Origin of the sequence: Pedobacter sp. BMA, from assembly GCF_001027745.1 — a bacterium.
GTDB lineage: Bacteria > Bacteroidota > Bacteroidia > Sphingobacteriales > Sphingobacteriaceae > Pedobacter.
Map to the genome: position 1 here is coordinate 209,299 of NZ_LECU01000002.1, position 20,328 is coordinate 229,626.

Consider the following 20,328-nt stretch of genomic DNA (forward strand, 5'->3'; position numbering starts at 1 on the left):
AATAATAAACAATGGAGACAAACAAATTCTCAAAGTTTAGTGCTGAGTTTCTTGGCACGCTGGTCCTGGTTTTAATGGGTTGCGGCAGCGCAGTTATTGCAGGCGCTAACGGTACTACCGGCGTAGGGCTATTAGGTATTTCATTTGCTTTTGGTTTATCTGTAGTTGCAATGGCTTATGCCATCGGGCACATTTCGGGCTGCCACATTAATCCGGCAATTTCCATAGGTATGGTGGTAGCAGGGAGAATGAAACCCACGGAAGCTGCTTATTATATTCTAGCGCAGGTTTTGGGCGGCATAGCCGGAGCCGCTTTGCTCTATCTGATCGCCGCAAACCAAAATGGTTTCGAGATGAAAGAATGGGCATTGGGTTCTAATGGCTGGGGAACAGGATATCTCGGTGGCTACAATACAACGGCCGCATTTATTGGGGAAGCTACCTTTACTTTTATTTTCCTGCTGGTTATTTTCGGTGCTACCTCAACCAAAAACATCAATGGCGGATTTGCAGGTTTAGCAATCGGCCTGAGTCTCGTATTGATCCATATTGTTGGAATTAAGATTACCGGCGTTTCGGTAAATCCAGCCCGGAGCATTGGTCCTGCGCTACTGTCAGGTGGATTAGCACTTAAACAAGTGTGGCTATTTGCGGTAGCGCCTGTTATCGGGGCAATATTAAGCGCTGTGGTTTGGAAAACAGTATTGGAGAAGCATAATTAGGACATTCGGCACGGGACTTAAGACGGAAGATGTGAGACGGTTGTACACCTCACATCTTCTGTCTCATAGCTATTACAGGTTTTTAATAATCGCCTCGTCTGTCGGTTTTGTTTTCGAACGGAAACGGTGAACCAATTCCCCTTTTTCGTTGATCAGGAATTTTTCAAAGTTCCATTTGATATCACCTTGTTCCTCGGTATTGGTTTGAGTTGTCAGGTATTTGAATAACGGACTGATGTCGTCACCTTTAACACTGCTTTTTTCTGCCAGCATGAAAGAAACGTTGTATTTTCCCGTACAAAATTCTTTAATCTCTGCATTGGTTGAAAATTCTTGTCCACCAAAGTTCCCGGCAGGAAATCCGATTAAAACTACTTTCTTGCCGTATTGTTTCTGTAGTTTCTCCAGGTCTTCATATTGAGGGGTAAATCCACATTTAGAAGCGGTGTTGACAATCAGAATTTTTTTACCTTTAAATTTCGATAATTTAATTTCTTTGCCATCAATAGTCTTGAAGCTGAAATCGTAAACATTTTTCGGCGGGTTTGGTACCAAAAAGTTTAATAGGATAAGGATAGTGTTGATCATTTCTTTGTTTTATTTTATATACGAAGATAAGCAGAAATAGGATTTAGAAAGGTAATGTAGCTATAAATAATTGAACAAAATCGTGTTTAGGTTTGGATTTATCGCTTTATTATAGCTTTATTTGCACAAAAACGTATTTCATGGCCAAAAACTTATTAATCGTAGAGTCACCCGCAAAAGCTAAAACTATAGAAGGCTACTTAGGCAAAGATTTCCTGGTGAAGTCGAGCTATGGCCACATTCGGGATTTAGCCAAAGGCGATATGGCAATCGATATTGAGAATGATTTTGCGCAGAAATACGAGGTTCCTGCTGATAAGAAAGCACTGGTAGCCGAATTAAAGAAACTTGCAAAGGATGCCGAAATGGTATGGCTCGCATCCGATGAGGACCGTGAGGGCGAGGCTATTTCATGGCACCTGTTTGAAACTTTAGGCCTTAAAGTGGAGAAAACCAAACGGATCGTTTTTCATGAGATTACCAAACCTGCAATATTAAAAGCCATTGACAGTCCCAGAACAATCGACTACAACCTGGTTAATGCCCAACAGGCACGCCGGGTTCTCGATCGCCTGGTAGGCTTTGAACTTTCTCCTGTTTTATGGAAGAAGGTAAAGCCATCCCTTTCAGCCGGTCGTGTACAATCGGTAGCGGTTCGATTGATTGTGGACAGAGAGAGAGAGGTTCAACAATTCAATGCGGCTGCAGCTTTCAAAATTACTGCGCAGTTTGCTACCGGTAAAGGAAAGGAAATTGTAAAGGCAGAACTTCCCCAGCGTTTTGAAAACGAAGCGGAGGCAGAGCAGTTTCTTCAGGATTGCGCATCAGCGAAGTTTGATATTACCAGTTTAGAAACTAAACCAGCAAAGCGCAATCCGGCAGCGCCCTTTACCACATCAACATTGCAACAGGAGGCTTCCAGAAAGTTGGGCTTCTCAGTAGCGAGAACCATGCAGGTTGCGCAAAGGTTATACGAAGCCGGTAAAATAACCTATATGAGAACGGATTCGGTGAACTTATCCGAGACCGCCATCAATGCGGCAGCTGCCGAAATTAAATCAGCTTACGGAGAGAAATACCATCAGCACAGGGTTTACAAAACCAAATCAGCAGGTGCCCAGGAGGCTCACGAAGCTATTCGTCCAACCTATTTTGACCGGCACTCAGTGGATGGCGATATTTCCGAAAAGCGTTTGTATGATTTAATATGGAAACGTTCCATTGCATCGCAAATGAGCGAAGCCCTGTTTGAAAAAACAACGGCACATATTACGGCTTCTACCAGAAAGGAACACCTTGTAGCCGAAGGTGAAGTGTTAAAATTTGATGGCTTTTTAAAAGTTTATCTCGAGTCTACTGATGAAGAAGAGGGTGAAGAAAAAGAAGGGGGTTCTATCCTCCCTCCTTTGGCTAAAGGACAAGAATTATTTTTAAAGGAAATGCAGGCAACGGAACGTTTTTCACGTCCGCCTGCAAGATATACAGAAGCCAGTTTGGTTAAGAAATTAGAAGAACTGGGTATAGGCAGACCATCAACATATGCACCAACCATTTCCACTGTTCAAAACCGCGGTTATGTGGTGAAGGAGGATCGGGATGGTAAGCAGAGAAAATTTTCTTCGATTATACTGGCAGACGGACAGTTAAAAAAAGAAACCAGGTCCGAAATTACCGGCGCGGAAAAGTCCAAACTCTTCCCTACCGATATCGGTGAGGTGGTTAATGATTTTCTTGTTGAACACTTTAAAGGAATCGTTGATTTCAACTTTACCGCAAAAGTAGAGAAGGAATTTGACGAAATAGCACAAGGTTTACAGGAATGGACCAAAATGCTGCATTCTTTTTACAACCCTTTTCATTCTGAAGTGGAAACCACTCTGGAAAATGCTGAGCGCGCTACAGGCGAACGGTTGCTTGGTTTAGACCCTGCAAGCGGCAAAAATGTATACACCAAGGTAGGTAAATTTGGTCCGTTGGTTCAAATTGGCGAGCTAGATGAAGAAGAAAAGCCACGTTATGCAAGCTTAATGCGTAGCCAGTCGGTCGCTACCATAACGCTTGAAGATGCCTTAGAGCTGTTTAAACTTCCATTTTCGCTACCTGATTTCGAAGGAAAAGAAGTATTGGTGGGTGTTGGCCGCTTTGGCCCATATGTGAAATGGGGTGAAGCATTTATCTCCCTTCCAAAAAACGAAGAACCACTTTCAGTTAACTACGAAAGAGCGGTACAGATCATTCAGCAGAAAATGGATGCAGATGCGCCCATTGCCTATTATGAAGGCTTAGAGGTTACAAAAGGTAAAGGTCGCTTTGGTCCTTTTATTAAGTGGAATGATTTGTTCATCAACATACCTGCGAAAGGATACGACTTTGACAACTTAACACAGGCAGACATTGACACCTTAATTGGCAAGAAAGTCGAAAAAGAAGCAAACCGTTATATTAAAACATGGGACGCTGAAAAGATCTCAATTGAAAACGGCCGTTGGGGACCATTTATCCGTTTTGGCAAACTCATGCTGAAATTAAGAAACAATGAGGCTACAAAACAAAAATACACAGCTGAGGAACTGGTTGATATCGACCTGGAAGTAGTTAAAAGGATGATTGTAGAGCAGGTACCAAACGCTTTCGAAACGAAAAAGAAAGCGGCAGCTAAAAAAGCTCCGGCTAAAAAGGCTCCAGCCAAAAAAGCAGTTACGAAGAAAAAATAGTCAGTCAGTAAATTAGTCATCCATTCACTCAATAATTATCAGTTGAAAGCAGATTTACCACAAAATACAGTTGAAGATATTGCAATGGCTGTGGTGCTCATGGGCGAAACGCCGGAAGTGAAAAGCTGGACTGTTTATCTCGTTAACCTGAAAAACGAGCCGATTACAAATGTGTTAATCAGCTCAAAAGGGTATGGTGAGAAAGACGGAAAGCAAGTGAAGACTTCTGTCCTTCGTCATTTCATAGGCGACATGGCAGCAAATGACTTTAAAGGTGTTGAAGCCATTGACCCTGAAGTTTTTGGACTTACCAACGAATACTGGCTGAGTTACTATATCGGTTCAACAATCTATGACAAGAAATTCATCTTTCTTCCTGAAAGTATTATTGATGCCAACATGATCAAAATCCCCCTGGTAAACCGGCCTGGAGTAATGATTAAATAAATGAATGGACTAAAGCACCTTAACCGCCTGTCTGCCCAATAACTTCCACCCTGCTTTCTCTTTACTCCAGATCAGTAAAATATATAGCTTTACATTTCCAGGTACGTTTTTATCATTTGTCTTGGCCGTAAGCGTATGTCTTACCAGTGCGGTATTGTTTTGAACGACAACCCTTTGATCAGTCAGGCTGATATCTAAAAAGTCTGATTCTCCTGATAGCAGCGAATGTAAAAACTCTTCTTTGGTCTGTACTTTGCCGCTGGAATGTCCATAGCTTAAATTCTTCAATACGAGTTTATCTAATGCTGAACTATCGGGACTGATCATCAGTTTTGTAAGTAAGTTAACGGCATTTTCCACGCTTTCTTTTTGGGCAAAGGCCGCATTGGCGCCGAAGATTAAACCACAAAACAGCACGAGTTTCTTTATCATATCTGGTCAAAATTAGGTTGATGAAGTAAACATATTCAATTACGCTCAAAGCGCAAAGTTTCAATGCTTAATTTTCAACATCATTTTTATTCACATTTATTTTAGTTATTTTTCGCTACCTATAAAAATCGTTATGTTGGTTTCGGGAACGCTCCTGTACTGTTTCATGTACAGTAAACTCGTAAACAGCATTTTACGTTACATCTAAATTAATTTAAGAATGGAACAACCATCTACCTACCAATCCTCGCGAAAGAAAAAAATCATTTTTATCGGTCTGCTGGGGCTATCTATTGCAGCATTATTGTTTTTCTTTTTTAACAGGAAAAAGAAATCAAACGAAGACAACCAGGCCTATGCGAAATACATTGAAGCCTACACATCCGGAACAATCTCAAAAAAGAGCTTTATCCGCGTTCACCTCGCCAATGCAGCCAGTGGCATGCAAGACCTGGGTAAAGCTGATTCAAGGGATCTATTTGACTTTTCACCATCCATTTCCGGGAAAGCCTATTGGATTGACCCGCAAACCATCGAGTTTCGGCCGGAGGAAAATCTAAAGCCCGGAAAAGAATATGAAGCGACATTTAAGCTTTCTGAAGTTTCTGCCACCGAAAAAGGCCTGGAAGATTTCGACTTTGAATTTAAAGTCATTACGCCTGGAGTAATGCTTAGCCAGAACGGGCTGGTTTCACAAAATAACACTTCCCTTGATTACATGAAATTTACAGGTGAAGTGGCTACCGCTGATGCTGAAGAAACAACCAAGATTGAGAAAATTATTGAACTGGATTTCGACCAGAAATTAAAAGTGAAATGGCAACACGATCCGGCGAAAAACATCTCCAGGTTTACTATAGACAGTATTAAAAAGAAAGCTGAAGACCAAACACTTGAACTCACCTGGGACGGTGATGCCATTGATGCTGAACAAAAGGGAAAAGAAGAAATCCGAATCCCGGCATTAAATAAATTCGAGGTGCTGGATATCAAAGCTATCCAGGGCGAAGAAGATTATGGTTTGGTTCAGTTTTCTGAACCAATTGGCGTTGGACAAGATCTCACCGGAATGATTTCCCTGGGAAACCTCAGTGATTTGCGGTATACCATAGATGCCAGTCAGATTAAAGTTTATGCAGCCGAAGAATTAAAAGGCGACTATACCCTCAATGTAAATAACGGTATCCAAAATATAAACGGAAAGGTTTTGGAAGGTAGTAAAACGGCAAACCTTGTTTTCGAAGATAAGTTGCCATCCGTTACAGTTTCCGGAGCAGGTACAATTCTACCTAATTCAGGTAAGCTGGTTCTTCCTTTCGAAGCGACCAATTTAAAGGCAGTTGATGTGACGGTGATTAAAATTTATGAAAACAACATTCCACAGTTCTTTCAAACCAACAGCTACAAAGATGGCAATGAACTGCGCCGCGTTGCTAAACCCATATTGCAGAAAACTGTTCGATTGGATGAAGATAAATCCCTGAACCTGCATAAGAAAAACAGGTTTACGCTCGACCTTGATAAAATGCTGCGCACAGAGCCCGGAGCAATGTATCGCGTAACGATTGCTTTCCGAAGGGAGTATAATGCCTTCAGCTGTAAGGCTGGTGAAGAAAAGGCCGAGAGCGATGACGAGGGATATGATGGAGAGGAAGAATATGAAGGTTATGGCGAAAAAATTGACGAAGACGATGACTTCTGGCAACGCTATAATGCCTATTACCCGAATAACTATCGCTGGGCAGATAAGGATAACCCCTGCACCCCCTCTTTTTATACCAATGAACGCTGGGCAAGCAGAAACCTAATTGCATCAAACATTGGTTTAATCGCCAAGCGCGGCAACGACAACAGTATGCTGATTGTGGCCACCGACTTGCTTACAGCAAAACCGTTAAGTGGGGTAAGTCTGGAACTGATGGATTATCAAAAGCAGATTATTTTCACCACTAAAACAGACGGAGATGGCTTCGCGAGTTTTGACTTGAAACGTCAGCCATTCCTGTTAATCGCGAAAAACGGATCAGAACGGGGGTACTTAAAACTGGATGATGGAAGCTCACTTCCCCTGAGCAGGTTTGATGTAGGTGGTGATGTTGTTCAGCGTGGCCTTAAAGGTTTTATATATGGTGAGCGGGGCGTATGGCGCCCGGGCGACAGCTTATATGTGTCTTTTATTTTAGAGGATAAACTGAAGAAGTTACCGGCCAATTATCCCGTAACCATGGAGTTCTATAATCCCAAGGGGCAGCTATATAAGCGTTTAATAAACGGCCGGCCTTTAAATGGATTTTATTCATTTAAAACCGCAACCGAAAGCACGGTACCCACAGGTAACTGGCTTGCAAAAGTCAAAGCCGGGGGTGCAACCTTTACGAAAACCCTTAAAATTGAAACGGTGATGCCAAACAGGCTGAAGATCGACTTCAATGTAGGCAACAGGACCTACCTGAGTTCAGGAACATCCGCAGCTACCCTTACGGCTAAATGGCTTTTTGGTGCTGTAGCGCAGAACTTAAAAGCAAAGGTAGATGTAAATCTGAATACAACAGAAACAAAGTTTAAGGGTTTTGAAGGTTTCAGTTTTGATAACCCTACCGTTAGCTTTGAATCACAGGTAAAGACCATTTTCGAAGGCACCCTTAATGCTTTAGGTACGGCGCAGATCAATACAAATTTGAATGAAAATAATACTGCGCCCGGCGTTTTAAGGGCCAACTTTACCACTAAAGTATTCGAACCGGGAGGTAACTTCAGTATCGATAATTTCAGTATTCCATATCACGTTTACAAAAGCTATCTGGGGATCCGTCCGCCCAAAGGCGACCGCTTGAGCGGTATGCTGGTTACTGGAAAGGACCATAAGATAGAGATTGTAAATGTAAATACAGATGGCAGATTGCTTACCGGAACGAAAGCTGTTCAGGTAGAGCTTTATAAAACACAGTGGCGCTGGTGGTGGGAACAGGATAACCAGTATACTTATGCCAACTTCACCCAGAATCAGTACAACAAACTGGTAGAAAGCAAACAGGTTACCCTGGTTAACGGTAAAGGAAACTATAATTTAAGAATAGACGAGCCGGAATGGGGACGTTATCTGGTGTTGGTACGCGATTTAAATGGCGGGCATGTTACAGGCAAATCAGTATATGTAGACTGGCCGGGATGGGCGCAACGTGAGCAGGGCTCCAACCCTACCGAAGCATCCATGCTATCATTTACAGCCAATAAAGAAAAGTTTACTGTGGGCGAAGACATCACGTTAACGATTCCAACGGCTAAAAACGGAAGGGCTTTAATCTCCATTGAGAATGGAAGCCATGTAATCAAAACATTCTGGATTGATACTGATGCAGGACAAACCCAGTTCAAATTTAAAGCAGAAAAGGAAATGGCACCAAATGTTTTCGCCAATATTACCTTACTGCAACCACACGCACAAACAATAAATGATTTGCCAATCAGGATGTATGGGGCGATTCCGCTGGCTGTTGAAGATCCGCAGACGATCCTGAAGCCAACTATAAAAATGCTGGACAAAATTAAGCCGGAAACCGAAAATACCATTACCGTTGGAGAACAAAATGGAAAGGCGATGACCTACACCATTGCGTTGGTTGATGAAGGGCTGCTGGATCTAACCCGCTTCAAAACGCCTGATCTGCATGGTGCCTTTTATGCACGTGAAGGACTTGGTGTAAAAACATGGGACTTATTCGATTACGTGTTAGGTGCATGGGGTGGAAATTTAGACAGGATTCTGAGTATAGGTGGTGATGGCAGCATCAACAAAAATCTAAATCCTGCTAAAGCCAATCGTTTCCAGGCGGTTGTAAAATACCTCGGTCCATTTAGTCTGGGTAAAGGCGAAAGCAAAACCCATAAATTTAAGCTGCCGCAGTACATTGGTGCAGTAAGGGCTATGGTAGTTGCCGGACAGGATGCGGCCTATGGCTTCGCAGAGAAATCAGTACAGGTTAAAAAACCTCTCATGGTGCTGGCTACCCTGCCAAGGGTGATCGGCCCGGGTGAAAGTTTCACCCTTCCCGTTACGGTGTTTGCTACTGAGACAAATCTTAAAAATGTATCTGTCCAGCTTCAAGCCAGCAACCTGATCGTTCAGGGAACCAATAAACAGCAGCTATACTATAAAAAAACCGGTGAACAGATGGCTTATTTCGAAGTCAAGGCACCAAATAATGTAGGTATAGCAAAAGTAAAAGTAGTTGCACAAAGCGGTGCTGAAAAGACAGTTTACGATGTTGAAATGGATATCAGAAATCCCAATCCTTACATCACTAATGTCGTTTCAGCAACTGTTCAGCCACATACAAAATGGACAGTTAATTATCAGCCGATTGGTATGGTGGGCACAAATGCAGGTACGCTGGAAGTATCCTCTATTCCTGCGATCAATCTAGGTAAGCGGTTAAGTTATCTGATTCAATATCCACATGGATGCATCGAACAAACCACATCGGGCATATTTCCGCAACTTTACCTTGAACGTCTGAGTCCGCTTAATGAGCAACAGAAAGCCAAAACTGAGGCGAATATAAAAGCTGGTATTAACAGACTTAAAGGATTTCAGAGTACAGATGGGGGCTTATCTTACTGGCCGGGTGAAGGCAGCTCTGATGAATGGGGAACCAATTATGCAGGTCATTTTCTTGTTGAAGCCCAAAACGCAGGCTACACCCTTCCTGTAGGTTTACTTGAAGATCTGCTACGTTATCAGAAAGGAAAAGCTGCAAACTGGGCGCCTAACAGTAATAATTTCTACGGTGGCGATTTATCGCAGGCCTACCGTTTATATATGCTTGCCCTCGCCAAAAAACCGGAAATGGCAGCAATGAACCGCCTGAAGGCATTTGAATACCTGTCGGTTGCTGCGAAATGGCGTTTGGCAGCTGCATACAAACTGGCTGGTCAGAATAGTGTGGCACAAAGCATCATAAGCGGTCTGGATATTTCTGTTCAACCTTATAAACAGCTTGGCGGAACCTATGGATCGGATGTTCGTGATCAGGCCATGATTCTGGAGACACTTACCCTGATGGGACAAAAAGCAAAAGCAGCTGAACTGCTGCTTCCCTTAGCTTCAAAACTTGGAGAAAACACCTGGTACAGTACCCAAACCACCGCTTACAGTTTACTGGCTATTGCTAAGTTCTGCGGTTCAAATCAATCGTCGAATAAATTGCAATATCAGTACGCGCTTGACGGGAAATCAGCAACAATTAATTCAGCGCAGTACCTTAACAGCACAGCCGTTACTTTTAAAGGCAGCACGGCTGCAGTCACTAATACCGGAAATAATGTTCTATTTGTGCGTCTGGTATTGGAAGGGCAACCTGTTGCAGGTCAAAACAACTTCTTACCAAACCGGGCAGACGTATTGGATATGAATGTGGTATACAAACGCTTAAACGGAACAGTTATCGATCCGGTAGCCATTAAGCAGGGTACAGACTTTTATGCAGAGGTGACGGTTAAAAATCCCGGTCGCATGGGTTATTACGAACAGATGGCCTTAACACAGATCTTCCCCTCAGGCTGGGAAATTATCAATACACGCGTAAATGACAACCAGAGTATTTTAGCGTCTTCTCCGTATACCTATCAGGATATTCGCGATGACCGTGTATTTACTTATTTCAATATTCGTGAAAACGAAAGCCTGGTGTATAAGGTACTGCTTAATGCATCTTACGTGGGCAAATATTACCTGTCTGCTGTACAATGTGAAGCCATGTATAATAATGATATTTCTGCTACACAGGCTGGTAAGTGGGTACAGGTAATGAAATAGATTATATCACACCATACCTGATAAATTTAATTGTTTTTGCCTCGCAATAACGGATACCATAGCCGTCAATGCGAGGCAAAAGCTTTTTCGATGAGTTGATATGCTAATATGAACAAAAAATCAAGTGCTCTTTTAATTTCAGACATCAGTTGCCTTTTTCTGCTACTCATTTTCCTTTTAATATTACCTCCAAAACTGTTCAAGTCTCCTACTTCCTACGTTGTTGAGGCCAGTAACGGAGCACTGCTGAGCGCGTCTATTGCGAAGGATGGACAATGGCGTTTTCCCGTAGCCGATTCCGTGCCTGCGAAGTTTAAAGCCTGCATCATTGCTTTTGAAGACAAAAGATTTTACAGTCATTTTGGAGTCGACTTAATGGCCATGTCAAGGGCTATCAGACAGAACATCAGGGCAAAAAGCATTATAAGCGGCGGTAGTACACTAACCATGCAAGTAATTCGCTTGTCCAGTAGGGAAGACCGTACCATCTTGCAAAAGCTTTTTGAGATTATACTGGCGTTCCGTTTAGAGGTTAAGGATTCGAAAGATGAGATCATGGGGTTATATGCTGCAAACGCACCATTTGGTAGCAACGTAGTAGGTTTGGAAGCAGCAAGCTGGCGTTATTTTGGAAGGGACGCGGCCACCCTTTCATGGGGTGAGATGGCAACACTGGCTGTGCTGCCCAATAGTCCGTCTTTGGTGCACCCCGGTAAAAATGCAGGGAAATTAATCAAAAAGCGAAACGACCTGCTCGATAAACTTGCAAGGCTGAAGTACATTGATCAATCAACAGCAAATTTAGCAAAGCTCGAGCCTGTTCCGGGTAAACCACTTCCTTTACCACAAAATGCACCCCACTTGCTTAACCGCTTCAAAGCAGAACGGAGTGCGCTTAATATCACTTCTACAAGGATTAAATCTACCCTTGCGGAAGATCTTCAGCTTAAAATTAACAGCATCTTAAAGCGGTATAATAACCGATACCGTGCCAACGACATTAACAATATCTCGGCTTTGGTGCTGGATGCCCGGACAGGCAGAGTAGTCAGTTATGTGGGCAATATCTATCAGCCTGAGAATGCAGATCTGCAAAGCCATGTTGATATGATCAAAGCGCCCAGAAGTCCGGGCAGTACCTTAAAGCCATTATTATACGCGAGTATGCTTAACGACGGATTCATCCTGCCCCATAGCCTGGTGCCGGATATACCAACACAGATTGCAGGCTATTCGCCACAGAATTATGATCTGGGTTACGATGGTGCCATCGCAGCAGATAAGGCGCTTAGTCGCTCCCTGAATATCCCGGCTGTAAAAATGCTGCAACAATATAAGTATGAGCGTTTCTACGATAAATTAAAAAAGCTGGGCATGAGCACCTTAAATCAGCCAGCTGATCATTATGGCCTTTCTCTCATACTTGGTGGCAGTGAAGTGACGATGTGGGACCTGGCAAATACATATATGGGCATGGTGAGGACCTTAAATCATTTTAATACCTATAAAGGTTTTTATAATCCGGCAGATTACAATCAGGCCAGTTATGTTTTGAAGGAAGATGAAGGTTTAAAAGACGATCAGCGTAATTCCTATTTAGACCACGGCTCGATTTGGGCAACATTCAATGCCATGGAAGAAGTGATGCGGCCCGGTGATGAAGGATTGTGGGAACAGTTTTCCTCTTCACAGCGTGTGGCGTGGAAAACCGGAACAAGTTTTGGCTTCAGGGATGCGTGGGCGGTAGGACTTACACCAGATCACGTAGTATGTGTTTGGGTTGGCAATGCCGATGGAGAAGGCAGGCCTGGATTAGTGGGGATAGAAGCAGCAGCTCCTGTACTATTTGATATTTTCAGGTTGCTACCCAAGGGGAAATGGTTTGATGCGCCCGTAACTAAGCTCAAAAAGATTAAAGTATGTAAACAAAGCGGTTTTAAAGCAGGCGACTACTGCCCGGATCAGGTGGATGAACTGATACCCCCTGCCGGCGAAAAAACTGTTGTTTGTCCCTACCACAAGTTAATACACCTGGACAGAACGGCAACTTACCGTGTGACCGATTACTGTGAAAATGTGACCGATATGCAGCACAAAAGCTGGTTTATTTTACCTCCGGCTATGGAATACTATTATCGGATTAAGAATAGCGACTACAAAACTTTACCATCCTACAAGCCCGGTTGTGATTTGAGTGGGGCGAACAACGTGATGGAGCTGATTTACCCGAAGAATGGAGCGGTAATTTATATCCCCCTTGAACTAAATGGCCAGCGCGGAAAGTTGGTGCTAAATGCAGCTCATAGGAACCAGCATGTTAAGATTTACTGGCATATAGACAATGAATATGTCGCTACCACCACTAACTACCATCAACTTGCGGTAAGCCCCGCACCAGGAAAACATACTTTGACATTAGTCGATGAAAACGGCGAACGCTTAGAGCAGGTATTTACAGTACTGGATAAAGAGAAAAAGTAAAATGAGTAGTAATCTATATGGCAGTACGTTTAACCACCAGTTCCCTCACCACTGTACCATAAACAATCAGGTATTGCGCAATCATATAACTTCCCATGATCAGAATACCGCTTTGTGGTATCGGTTGCGCGTATCTGTTTACAGCCAGAACAGTGTCTGATAGCAGGAAGAAAAAGGCACCATATAAAACAAGTTTATAACTGAATATATTCACTTTACCATAACGGTTTAACGCCATAATGGCCATCACCGTAATAACGATGGCATATACCAGTACGGCAAACTGCATAGCGCCCAAAAAGGGTTGCAGGTAAAAGAATAAACCAATACAAAATATAATCAGTGCGCCTGCCGACCATAAAAAGAAAGGTATTTTTACTGATGGATTAGATTTGTGGTCAAGCGTAAAAGCCCTGATATAGGAGATGTGACATATTAAGAAGGCAATTAATCCATAAGTGAAATAGCCCGGATGATTTGCCTGAAGCATCAGAAAAATGTCGCCGGTAAGGGCAAATAGTAATCCTATGAAAATCCGCTTGTGGAATCTGCCCTTCAGCTTTGTAGCACTATACAACCACACCAGTAAGGTAATCGCAATCAGCGGCTTGGTGAAATTGCGGATAAACAAATCTCCGGTAGTTTCAGCATAAACCTGTAATACATAAACTATGGCAAAAGCAAGGGCAAATAACTTAGTCTTCATTTAAATGGTGGCTGGCATTAATAATCGAATGCCAAATTACGGATAATACGGCGACGCCTGCAAATTTTAGCGGATCATAAAAATCTCCGTTTAAATTTCCTAACTTTGAGCACATCCCAACGCCATGAGAAAGTTATTCCTGTTTTTATTGTTTTTATCTGCTGGTTATATCGCTAAAAGCCAGACGATGGTTTTAGCAAAAGATGCTGCCCAGTATGTTGGCAAAACCGTAACTATTTGCGATTCAGTTTACAGTACAAAAGCCCTGGATAAACTGACTTTGATCAATCTTGGCGGTGCTTTTCCTAAAGAATTGATCACAGTGGTCATTAATAAAGAAGACTTGGGAAAGTTTACATCAGAGCCCAGCAGCATGTATATTGGCAATAATATTTGTGTAACGGGCCTGGTTTCTGAATTTAAAGGGAAACCTCAGATCGTAATTACAGATCCAAAGCAGATTGTAGTAAAATAAGACAGGTTAAAATCAACCGAAGCCCCTCCTGGTTTTTTCAAGGAGGATGACTTGGGTTGGAGCGTTAATCGTGGGTATATTTTTAGAGAGATTTATCCTGGTGAGTTGCCTTTCAGTCGGCAGATTAGCATCCGCCGACTTTCCAAGCACAGATATCCTTATTATCTGAAGCAAATATGAAGAATGCCCATCAAATAAACCAAATGTTTATACAGAAAGTACTTTATCCTTGATGAACAGGTCCAGTTCCGTGATGAAGTTTTAATCCTGATTATTTTTACCGTTTTTATAATCCTGATTCAGCATATTTATATAGTTTTGGGTTTATGTCTGCATTCTCAAAAAGAAACTGGTTTATTATCGTATTTATTGCCCTTGTAGTGGCATTCGTATCGCTAAGTGTTTTTGTCGCTCACCATATCATTTGGGATTTCGACGTTAAAGTATCTTTGTTTATTCAGGAGTTCCAGTCTGCCTGGTTAGATAAACTAATGCTTGCCATAAGTTTTTTTGGTGAACTACCCTATTCACTTCTTTCGGTAGTACTTGTAGCATTGATATTTTATTGGCAGAAATACAAAAGAGAGGCTTTGTTTATTGCAACAGTTTTATTGTCAGGCCTAATTATTTTAGGCGTCAAAAATGTGATCAACCGGCCTCGTCCAACCTCATTCTATGTAAGGCTGGTTGAAGTGAACCGTTTTCAAAGCTATCCCAGTGGCCATACGCTGTCTTATGTCCTGTTTTTTGGCTTCCTGATTATCTTAATGAGTCATTTGAAAGATATTCCTAAAACCACCAGGATGATTGTATCGCTAATTTCAGCATTTTTAATGCTCACGGTTGCGCCTTCCAGGATATATCTCGGTGCACATTGGTTTACCGATACCCTCGGTGGATTTCTTTTAGGGCTGATCTGTTTATTTCCGCTGTGTTATTTATATTTTAAACGGAAAGGGTAAGATTATTCTGCACGCTGTATTTTATTTTTCTTTCTGATTCTGCTTAGCGTTTCCACCCTCATGCCGAGGTAAGATGCAAGGTATTTCAATGGAACCCGTAAAGAAAACGAAGGATGATTTCCAACAAACTGTTTGTACCTTGATTCTGCCGATGGAATCCGCGATATAACCGACCTTTCCTGACTGATATGAAAATGGATGGCTAAAAGCTTTCTGGCAAGTACATTGGTTTCGGGGAATGCATGGTATAGTTCATCAATAAACCGATAAGGTATAATTAAGATTTCTGAATCTTCTATGGTTTGAAATTGCTCAGGATATGCAGTTACCGACGCTGCTGGATTTCGGATATTACCAAACATATTGTTTTCTTCCACAAAGCAAACGGTAATGTCCTTTTGATTATCATTAATGAAGCCCCTTACCAGCCCCTTGATCATAAAAAACACACAATCTTCCTGCTGATCCTGCAAATCATTTATGATGGTATTTTTACCTACAGCAACCCTGAAAGTCTCTCGTCGGGCCAACTGAATAATTTCTGTTGTCAAAGGAACTAATCCGTTCAGAAACGTGATCATTGCCTTATCTTGTTGATCTGTGCCTGGCATAGCGGATGTTTGGTTTCGGGAATATATCCCGCAATGTATTACTCGCTTTTCGTATTTGCAAATGTTTAACCTTTATGATGACTAGATTGACAATGGCGAACTTTCGTAACAAATTAGATCTAACAATGACAATTACCCTATGTTTAGATCAAAAAAATCTGATAATTTTACCGTTATGACAACGACAAAAGCTAAAGCATTTCTTTTCGACCTCAATGGTACAATGGTAAACGATATGGTTTTTCATAACCACGCCTGGCACGAAATTCTGACTAAAGATCTAGGTGCCAACATTAGTTTTGAAGAGGTTAAAAAGCAAATGTATGGTAAGAATCAGGATTTACTGGAGCGGGTATTCGGCGTTGGTCATTTTACCCAGGATCAGATCGATCAGATTTCTATTGAAAAAGAAAGAAGGTACCAGGCCGCATATCTCAAACATCTGGAACTTATTGCCGGCTTGGGAGACTTTCTTGACAAAGCAAAGAACAATGGTATTTTAATGGCTATAGGTTCAGCAGCCATTCCGTTCAATATAAATTTTGTGCTCGATAATCTTGATATCAGGGCTTACTTTAAAACCATTGTAAGCGCCGAAGATGTAGTAAATAGTAAACCGGCACCTGAAACCTTTACGAAGGGTGCACATTTATTGGGTATTGACCCGGTAGATTGCATTGTATTTGAAGACGCGCCAAAAGGTGTTGAAGCTGCTCAAAATGCCGGAATGAAGTGTGTGGCACTGACAACGATGCATACCGAAGAGGAATTTGCTGCTTATGATAATATTATTGCATTCATTGCCGATTATCATGATCCGGTTTTAAATGAATTGTTTTAAAAATAAAGGCTTCTGATTTTCCCAGAAGCCTTTTCCATTTTACCAGCCTGTACTATTTTGAAAATTTATATATAGAGCTCGTTTTATATACCTGACCTGGTTTTAATACTGTAGTAGGAAAACCGGGTTGATTTGGCGAATCAGGGAAATGCTGCGTTTCAACGGCAATAGCAGTCCTGAAATCATCTTTCGCTCCTGTTTTAAATGTATTTTTACTTTGCATAAAATTACCGCTGTAAAATTGTAAGCCAGGCTCCTGTGTATAAATATCCATTACAATACCGGATACATCACCTTTGATTTTAGCTGCATGAAACATGCCCATTCCTTTCGTTTTATTTAATACATAATTATGATCATAGCCCTTGCCAAATTTTAGCTGCTCATTTTGATCTTCAATGCGCGCACCAATAGTGAGGGGCTTAGTAAAATCAAATGGCGTTCCGGTCACTTTTTCAATTTTTCCAGTAGGGATTAATGTAGAATCAACCGGTGTGTATTCATCAGCAAAAATCTGAGCTTCATGATTTAAAATGGTGCCGCTTCCATCTCCGTTTAGATTAAAAAAAGCATGATTGGTTAAATTCACCACTGTAGTTTTGTCGGTTTTGGCTTCGTAGTCCATTTTTAATTCGTTATCATCGGTCAACGTGTAGGTCACCTTTACATCCAGGTTCCCAGGAAAGTTTTCGTCGCCATCTTTTGAAAGATAATGCAACACCAATGTATTTGTATTCGGCTGACTCGCATCCCAAACAACGTACTGATAACCTTTTTTACCTCCGTGTAAGGTATTCTGGCCGTTATTGGTAAATAAAGAGTAGGTTTTTCCTTCCAAAGTAAACTTACCTTTGGCAATCCTGTTTCCAAACCTGCCAATGGTTGCACCAAAATAAGGTTCTGTTGCTTTTTCATAATCACCAACACTTTTAAAGCCGACAACCACGTCTACAGGTTTACCATCTTTTCCTGGTACAATCAAACTTACCAAACGGCCACCGTAGTTTGTAAATGTGGCTTCAGCATCATGCTTATTCTTCAAAGTATAAAGTGCAACTTGCTTACCATCAATTTCTTTTTTAAAGGAATCGGCAATTAATTTCACCACTGCTGTTTTCTTCGTATTGGAACTGTCTGTTGTAGTGCTTTTTTTGGTTTCAGACTGGCAGGATGTAAATCCGATCGCTGCAATAGCGCCTAAACTGGCTAGAGATTTAAATTTCATATGTACTGATATTTGGTGTAGGGTATTATTTAATTTTTAAATATAGGAATAAGTGTCAAGTTTACAAATAAAACGTTTTACCAAGCTGACTGGCACAGGTCGCAACATATCATTTCAAGATGATTTCTGTAGTATATAAGCGATCTGCAAAATGGTTAGTTATTTTATATTGCAGTTTTAACATAAACTTTCTAATTTGCCTTCGAATCAACATCAATAATGAACAAGAATATCTCAGATAACCGCTACGAAAAGATGATTTATCGTCGTTGTGGAAACAGCGGATTAAAGCTTCCAGCAGTGTCCTTAGGCTTATGGCACAACTTCGGACATGTAAATGTATACGAAAACAGCAAAAACTTAATTTATACTGCATTTAATAACGGCATTACGCATTTCGATCTTGCTAACAATTATGGGCCTCCCCCAGGCTCGGCAGAAGAAGTATTCGGGAGGATCCTGAAGGATGATTTTAATGGTTACAGAGATGAAATGATCATTTCAAGCAAAGCCGGATACACCATGTGGGATGGCCCTTATGGAGACTGGGGATCTAAAAAATACCTTGTGTCGAGTCTCGACCAAAGTTTAAAACGGATGAAACTGGATTATGTAGACATCTTTTATCATCATCGTCCCGATCCTGAAACACCTCTTGAAGAAACGATGGGTGCATTAAGTCTACTTGTACAACAGGGCAAGGCACTTTATGTAGGCATTTCTAATTACAGAGCCCCCGAAGCCGAAAAAGCAATAAAAATATTAGAAGCAAACGGAACACCCTGCCTAATCCATCAGCCGAAGTATTCGATGTTTGAAAGATGGGTGGAAGATGGGTTGCTCGACGTGTTAAGAGAGAATGGCGTTGGCTGTATTCCTTTCTCTCCTCTTGCGCAGGGACTTCTTACAGATAAATATCTTCATGGCATTCCATCTGATTCGCGCGTGGCTACAAGTGGAGTTTTCTTAAAAGAGAGTAATATCACCCCCGAAAAAATTGCGACGATTGCGAAGTTAAATGACGTGGCACAGTCACGGGGACAAAAACTGGCTCACATGGCCCTTTCATGGATCTTAAAAGACGACCGGATCACCACCGTACTTATTGGCGCCAGTAAGCCAGATCAAATCACCGATTCTATAAAGGCATTAGATAATATCATTTTTAGCGATGAAGAGATCAGATTAATCAATGAAATATTGAAATAAATCTTTTTGAATTCTTCCCGTACTACTGAATTCACTTTTCATTTGAATTCAGTAGTACACCTCATTTGCTGCCACAAATTGTTCATTTGGTTTCATACATCCAAAACCAAATCAGTACAATTTCGTTTAAGAAGTAAAATCTTTCATTCTTAATATGGCAAGAGCCAACAAGTCCATCTATAGCGCTTTAGCGGCAAACCTCCTGATCGCAGTTACTAAATTCATTGCGGGAGCTTTTACCAATAGTTCATCCATGATTGCGGAAGGTATTCACTCCACGGTTGACACCAGCAACCAGATTTTGCTGTTGTATGGTTTAAAACGAAGTGTTAAACCGCCCGATAAATACCGCCCATTTGGCTATGGTAAGGAATTGTATTTCTGGTCATTTATCGTTTCCATTATGATTTTCGGTTTAGGCGGGGTAGTTTCTATCTCACAGGGGATCACGCATATGCGCCACCCGGAAAATCTGGTTAATCCAATATGGAATTATCTGGTGCTTGCCCTTTCATTTGTTTTCGAAGGCGTGTCGCTAATCATCGCCATCAGGGAATTTGATAAAACCCGAAAAGGCCTGCCCTGGTGGAAAGCCATTATTAAAAGTAAAGATCCTTCAGGTTTTCTGGTGTTATTTGAAGATGGGGCTGCTGTTTTAGGCCTCGTCATTGTATTTGTTTTCATGGTATTAAGCCACAACCTCAATATGCCGGTTTTGGATGGGTTGGCTTCGGTTTTGGTCGGTACACTTTTAATTTTCGTATCTTTCATCCTGGCAAGAGAGAGCAGAAGCCTTTTAATGGGAGAAGGTTTAACACCCGAAACCCAGCAGAAACTGAAAGAGCTTGTACAGGCTGATCAGGATGTGATTGAACTCAAAAGCTTGCTCTCTACCTATCAGTCCCCGCGTGAGGTGCTTCTGGTACTCATACTTACATTCCGAGCCGACCTCCGCACTGAAGAAATCACCACAGCGATCGACAGGTTAAGGGGTAAAATCAAACTCGAATATGACATTATCAAGTTCGTTATCATTCAGCCACAGTCGGTAAATGTTCCTGAAAAGGCAGAGTCGGGCGACATTTACCTGAAATAGTACC

Annotated in this window: 15 protein-coding genes; 10 read left to right on the plus strand and 5 right to left on the minus strand. The window is 41.7% G+C overall.

All coding sequences use genetic code 11. From position 1 onward, the window contains the following. Nucleotides 1–11 precede the first annotated feature (11 nt). The gene (aqpZ, locus tag AB669_RS03330) at nt 12–722 is read left to right on the plus strand and encodes an aquaporin Z (protein WP_047797885.1); all 711 of its coding nucleotides are present in this window, start codon (nt 12–14) and stop codon (nt 720–722) included. Nucleotides 723–794: 72 nt separating this feature from the next. Here aqpZ and AB669_RS03335 read toward each other — a convergent pair whose 3' ends face one another. Then, entirely contained in the window at nt 795–1,310 is a 516-nt protein-coding gene (locus AB669_RS03335) for a glutathione peroxidase (protein WP_047797886.1), read from the minus strand. A gap of 140 nt (nt 1,311–1,450) precedes the next feature. Between AB669_RS03335 and topA the strand changes: the two genes are divergently transcribed. Continuing rightward, the gene (gene topA / locus AB669_RS03340) at nt 1,451–4,024 is read left to right on the plus strand and encodes a type I DNA topoisomerase (protein WP_047797887.1); all 2,574 of its coding nucleotides are present in this window, start codon (nt 1,451–1,453) and stop codon (nt 4,022–4,024) included. Nucleotides 4,025–4,066: 42 nt separating this feature from the next. Next, nucleotides 4,067–4,471 carry a hypothetical protein gene (locus tag AB669_RS03345; protein ID WP_047797888.1) on the plus strand — a complete coding sequence of 135 codons (405 nt, stop codon included), beginning with the start codon at nt 4,067–4,069 and terminating at the stop codon, nt 4,469–4,471. A 9-nt stretch (nt 4,472–4,480) separates the two neighbouring features. Here the strand turns inward: AB669_RS03345 and AB669_RS03350 are convergent, their stop codons facing one another. After that, nucleotides 4,481–4,903, minus strand: coding sequence for a nuclear transport factor 2 family protein (locus AB669_RS03350; protein WP_047797889.1), 423 nt, complete (start codon nt 4,901–4,903; stop codon nt 4,481–4,483). Nucleotides 4,904–5,123: 220 nt separating this feature from the next. On the opposite strand from AB669_RS03350, the gene AB669_RS03355 reads away from it, so the two are divergent. Both AB669_RS03355 and pbpC read left to right on the plus strand, forming a co-directional pair. Next, on the plus strand, nt 5,124–10,718 hold the full coding sequence (locus tag AB669_RS03355) for an alpha-2-macroglobulin (RefSeq protein WP_047797890.1): 5,595 nt from the start codon (nt 5,124–5,126) through the stop codon (nt 10,716–10,718). Between the two features lie 108 nt (nt 10,719–10,826). Next, nucleotides 10,827–13,199, plus strand: a complete 2,373-nt coding sequence (gene pbpC / locus AB669_RS03360; protein WP_047797891.1) for a penicillin-binding protein 1C — start codon at nt 10,827–10,829, stop codon at nt 13,197–13,199. A 13-nt stretch (nt 13,200–13,212) separates the two neighbouring features. Here pbpC and AB669_RS03365 read toward each other — a convergent pair whose 3' ends face one another. Continuing rightward, nucleotides 13,213–13,905 carry a lysoplasmalogenase gene (locus tag AB669_RS03365; RefSeq protein ID WP_047797892.1) on the minus strand — a complete coding sequence of 231 codons (693 nt, stop codon included), beginning with the start codon at nt 13,903–13,905 and terminating at the stop codon, nt 13,213–13,215. 124 nt (nt 13,906–14,029) lie between these two features. On the opposite strand from AB669_RS03365, the gene AB669_RS03370 reads away from it, so the two are divergent. Beyond that, nucleotides 14,030–14,380, plus strand: a complete 351-nt coding sequence (locus tag AB669_RS03370; protein ID WP_047797893.1) for a hypothetical protein — start codon at nt 14,030–14,032, stop codon at nt 14,378–14,380. A gap of 326 nt (nt 14,381–14,706) precedes the next feature. Continuing rightward, on the plus strand, nt 14,707–15,342 hold the full coding sequence (locus tag AB669_RS03375; RefSeq protein WP_047797894.1) for a phosphatase PAP2 family protein: 636 nt from the start codon (nt 14,707–14,709) through the stop codon (nt 15,340–15,342). A gap of 2 nt (nt 15,343–15,344) precedes the next feature. On the opposite strand, the gene AB669_RS03380 is transcribed toward AB669_RS03375, so the two are convergent. Beyond that, nucleotides 15,345–15,953 carry a Crp/Fnr family transcriptional regulator gene (locus AB669_RS03380; protein WP_047797895.1) on the minus strand — a complete coding sequence of 203 codons (609 nt, stop codon included), beginning with the start codon at nt 15,951–15,953 and terminating at the stop codon, nt 15,345–15,347. Nucleotides 15,954–16,128: 175 nt separating this feature from the next. Here AB669_RS03380 and AB669_RS03385 point away from each other — a divergent pair, with 175 nt between their 5' ends. Next, the gene (locus AB669_RS03385) at nt 16,129–16,794 is read left to right on the plus strand and encodes an HAD family phosphatase (RefSeq protein ID WP_053058258.1); all 666 of its coding nucleotides are present in this window, start codon (nt 16,129–16,131) and stop codon (nt 16,792–16,794) included. Between the two features lie 52 nt (nt 16,795–16,846). Here AB669_RS03385 and AB669_RS03390 read toward each other — a convergent pair whose 3' ends face one another. Continuing rightward, nucleotides 16,847–18,019, minus strand: coding sequence for an aldose epimerase family protein (locus tag AB669_RS03390; RefSeq protein ID WP_047797897.1), 1,173 nt, complete (start codon nt 18,017–18,019; stop codon nt 16,847–16,849). Between the two features lie 219 nt (nt 18,020–18,238). Between AB669_RS03390 and mgrA the strand changes: the two genes are divergently transcribed. Both mgrA and AB669_RS03400 read left to right on the plus strand, forming a co-directional pair. Then, the gene (gene mgrA / locus AB669_RS03395; RefSeq protein WP_047797898.1) at nt 18,239–19,228 is read left to right on the plus strand and encodes an L-glyceraldehyde 3-phosphate reductase; all 990 of its coding nucleotides are present in this window, start codon (nt 18,239–18,241) and stop codon (nt 19,226–19,228) included. Between the two features lie 154 nt (nt 19,229–19,382). After that, nucleotides 19,383–20,324, plus strand: coding sequence for a cation diffusion facilitator family transporter (locus AB669_RS03400; RefSeq protein ID WP_047797899.1), 942 nt, complete (start codon nt 19,383–19,385; stop codon nt 20,322–20,324). Nucleotides 20,325–20,328: the final 4 nt, after the last annotated feature.

Bases quoted from the DNA above. Each gene is read 5' to 3' on its own strand.
- aqpZ (WP_047797885.1), top strand. From the start codon at position 12: ATGGAGACAAACAAATTCTCAAAGTTTAGTGCTGAGTTTCTTGGCACG.
- AB669_RS03335 (WP_047797886.1), bottom strand. From the start codon at position 1,310: ATGATCAACACTATCCTTATCCTATTAAACTTTTTGGTACCAAACCCG.
- topA (WP_047797887.1), top strand. From the start codon at position 1,451: ATGGCCAAAAACTTATTAATCGTAGAGTCACCCGCAAAAGCTAAAACT.
- AB669_RS03350 (WP_047797889.1), bottom strand. From the start codon at position 4,903: ATGATAAAGAAACTCGTGCTGTTTTGTGGTTTAATCTTCGGCGCCAAT.
- AB669_RS03355 (WP_047797890.1), top strand. From the start codon at position 5,124: ATGGAACAACCATCTACCTACCAATCCTCGCGAAAGAAAAAAATCATT.
- pbpC (WP_047797891.1), top strand. From the start codon at position 10,827: ATGAACAAAAAATCAAGTGCTCTTTTAATTTCAGACATCAGTTGCCTT.
- AB669_RS03365 (WP_047797892.1), bottom strand. From the start codon at position 13,905: ATGAAGACTAAGTTATTTGCCCTTGCTTTTGCCATAGTTTATGTATTA.
- AB669_RS03370 (WP_047797893.1), top strand. From the start codon at position 14,030: ATGAGAAAGTTATTCCTGTTTTTATTGTTTTTATCTGCTGGTTATATC.
- AB669_RS03375 (WP_047797894.1), top strand. From the start codon at position 14,707: ATGTCTGCATTCTCAAAAAGAAACTGGTTTATTATCGTATTTATTGCC.
- AB669_RS03380 (WP_047797895.1), bottom strand. From the start codon at position 15,953: ATGCCAGGCACAGATCAACAAGATAAGGCAATGATCACGTTTCTGAAC.
- AB669_RS03385 (WP_053058258.1), top strand. From the start codon at position 16,129: ATGACAACGACAAAAGCTAAAGCATTTCTTTTCGACCTCAATGGTACA.
- AB669_RS03390 (WP_047797897.1), bottom strand. From the start codon at position 18,019: ATGAAATTTAAATCTCTAGCCAGTTTAGGCGCTATTGCAGCGATCGGA.
- mgrA (WP_047797898.1), top strand. From the start codon at position 18,239: ATGAACAAGAATATCTCAGATAACCGCTACGAAAAGATGATTTATCGT.
- AB669_RS03400 (WP_047797899.1), top strand. From the start codon at position 19,383: ATGGCAAGAGCCAACAAGTCCATCTATAGCGCTTTAGCGGCAAACCTC.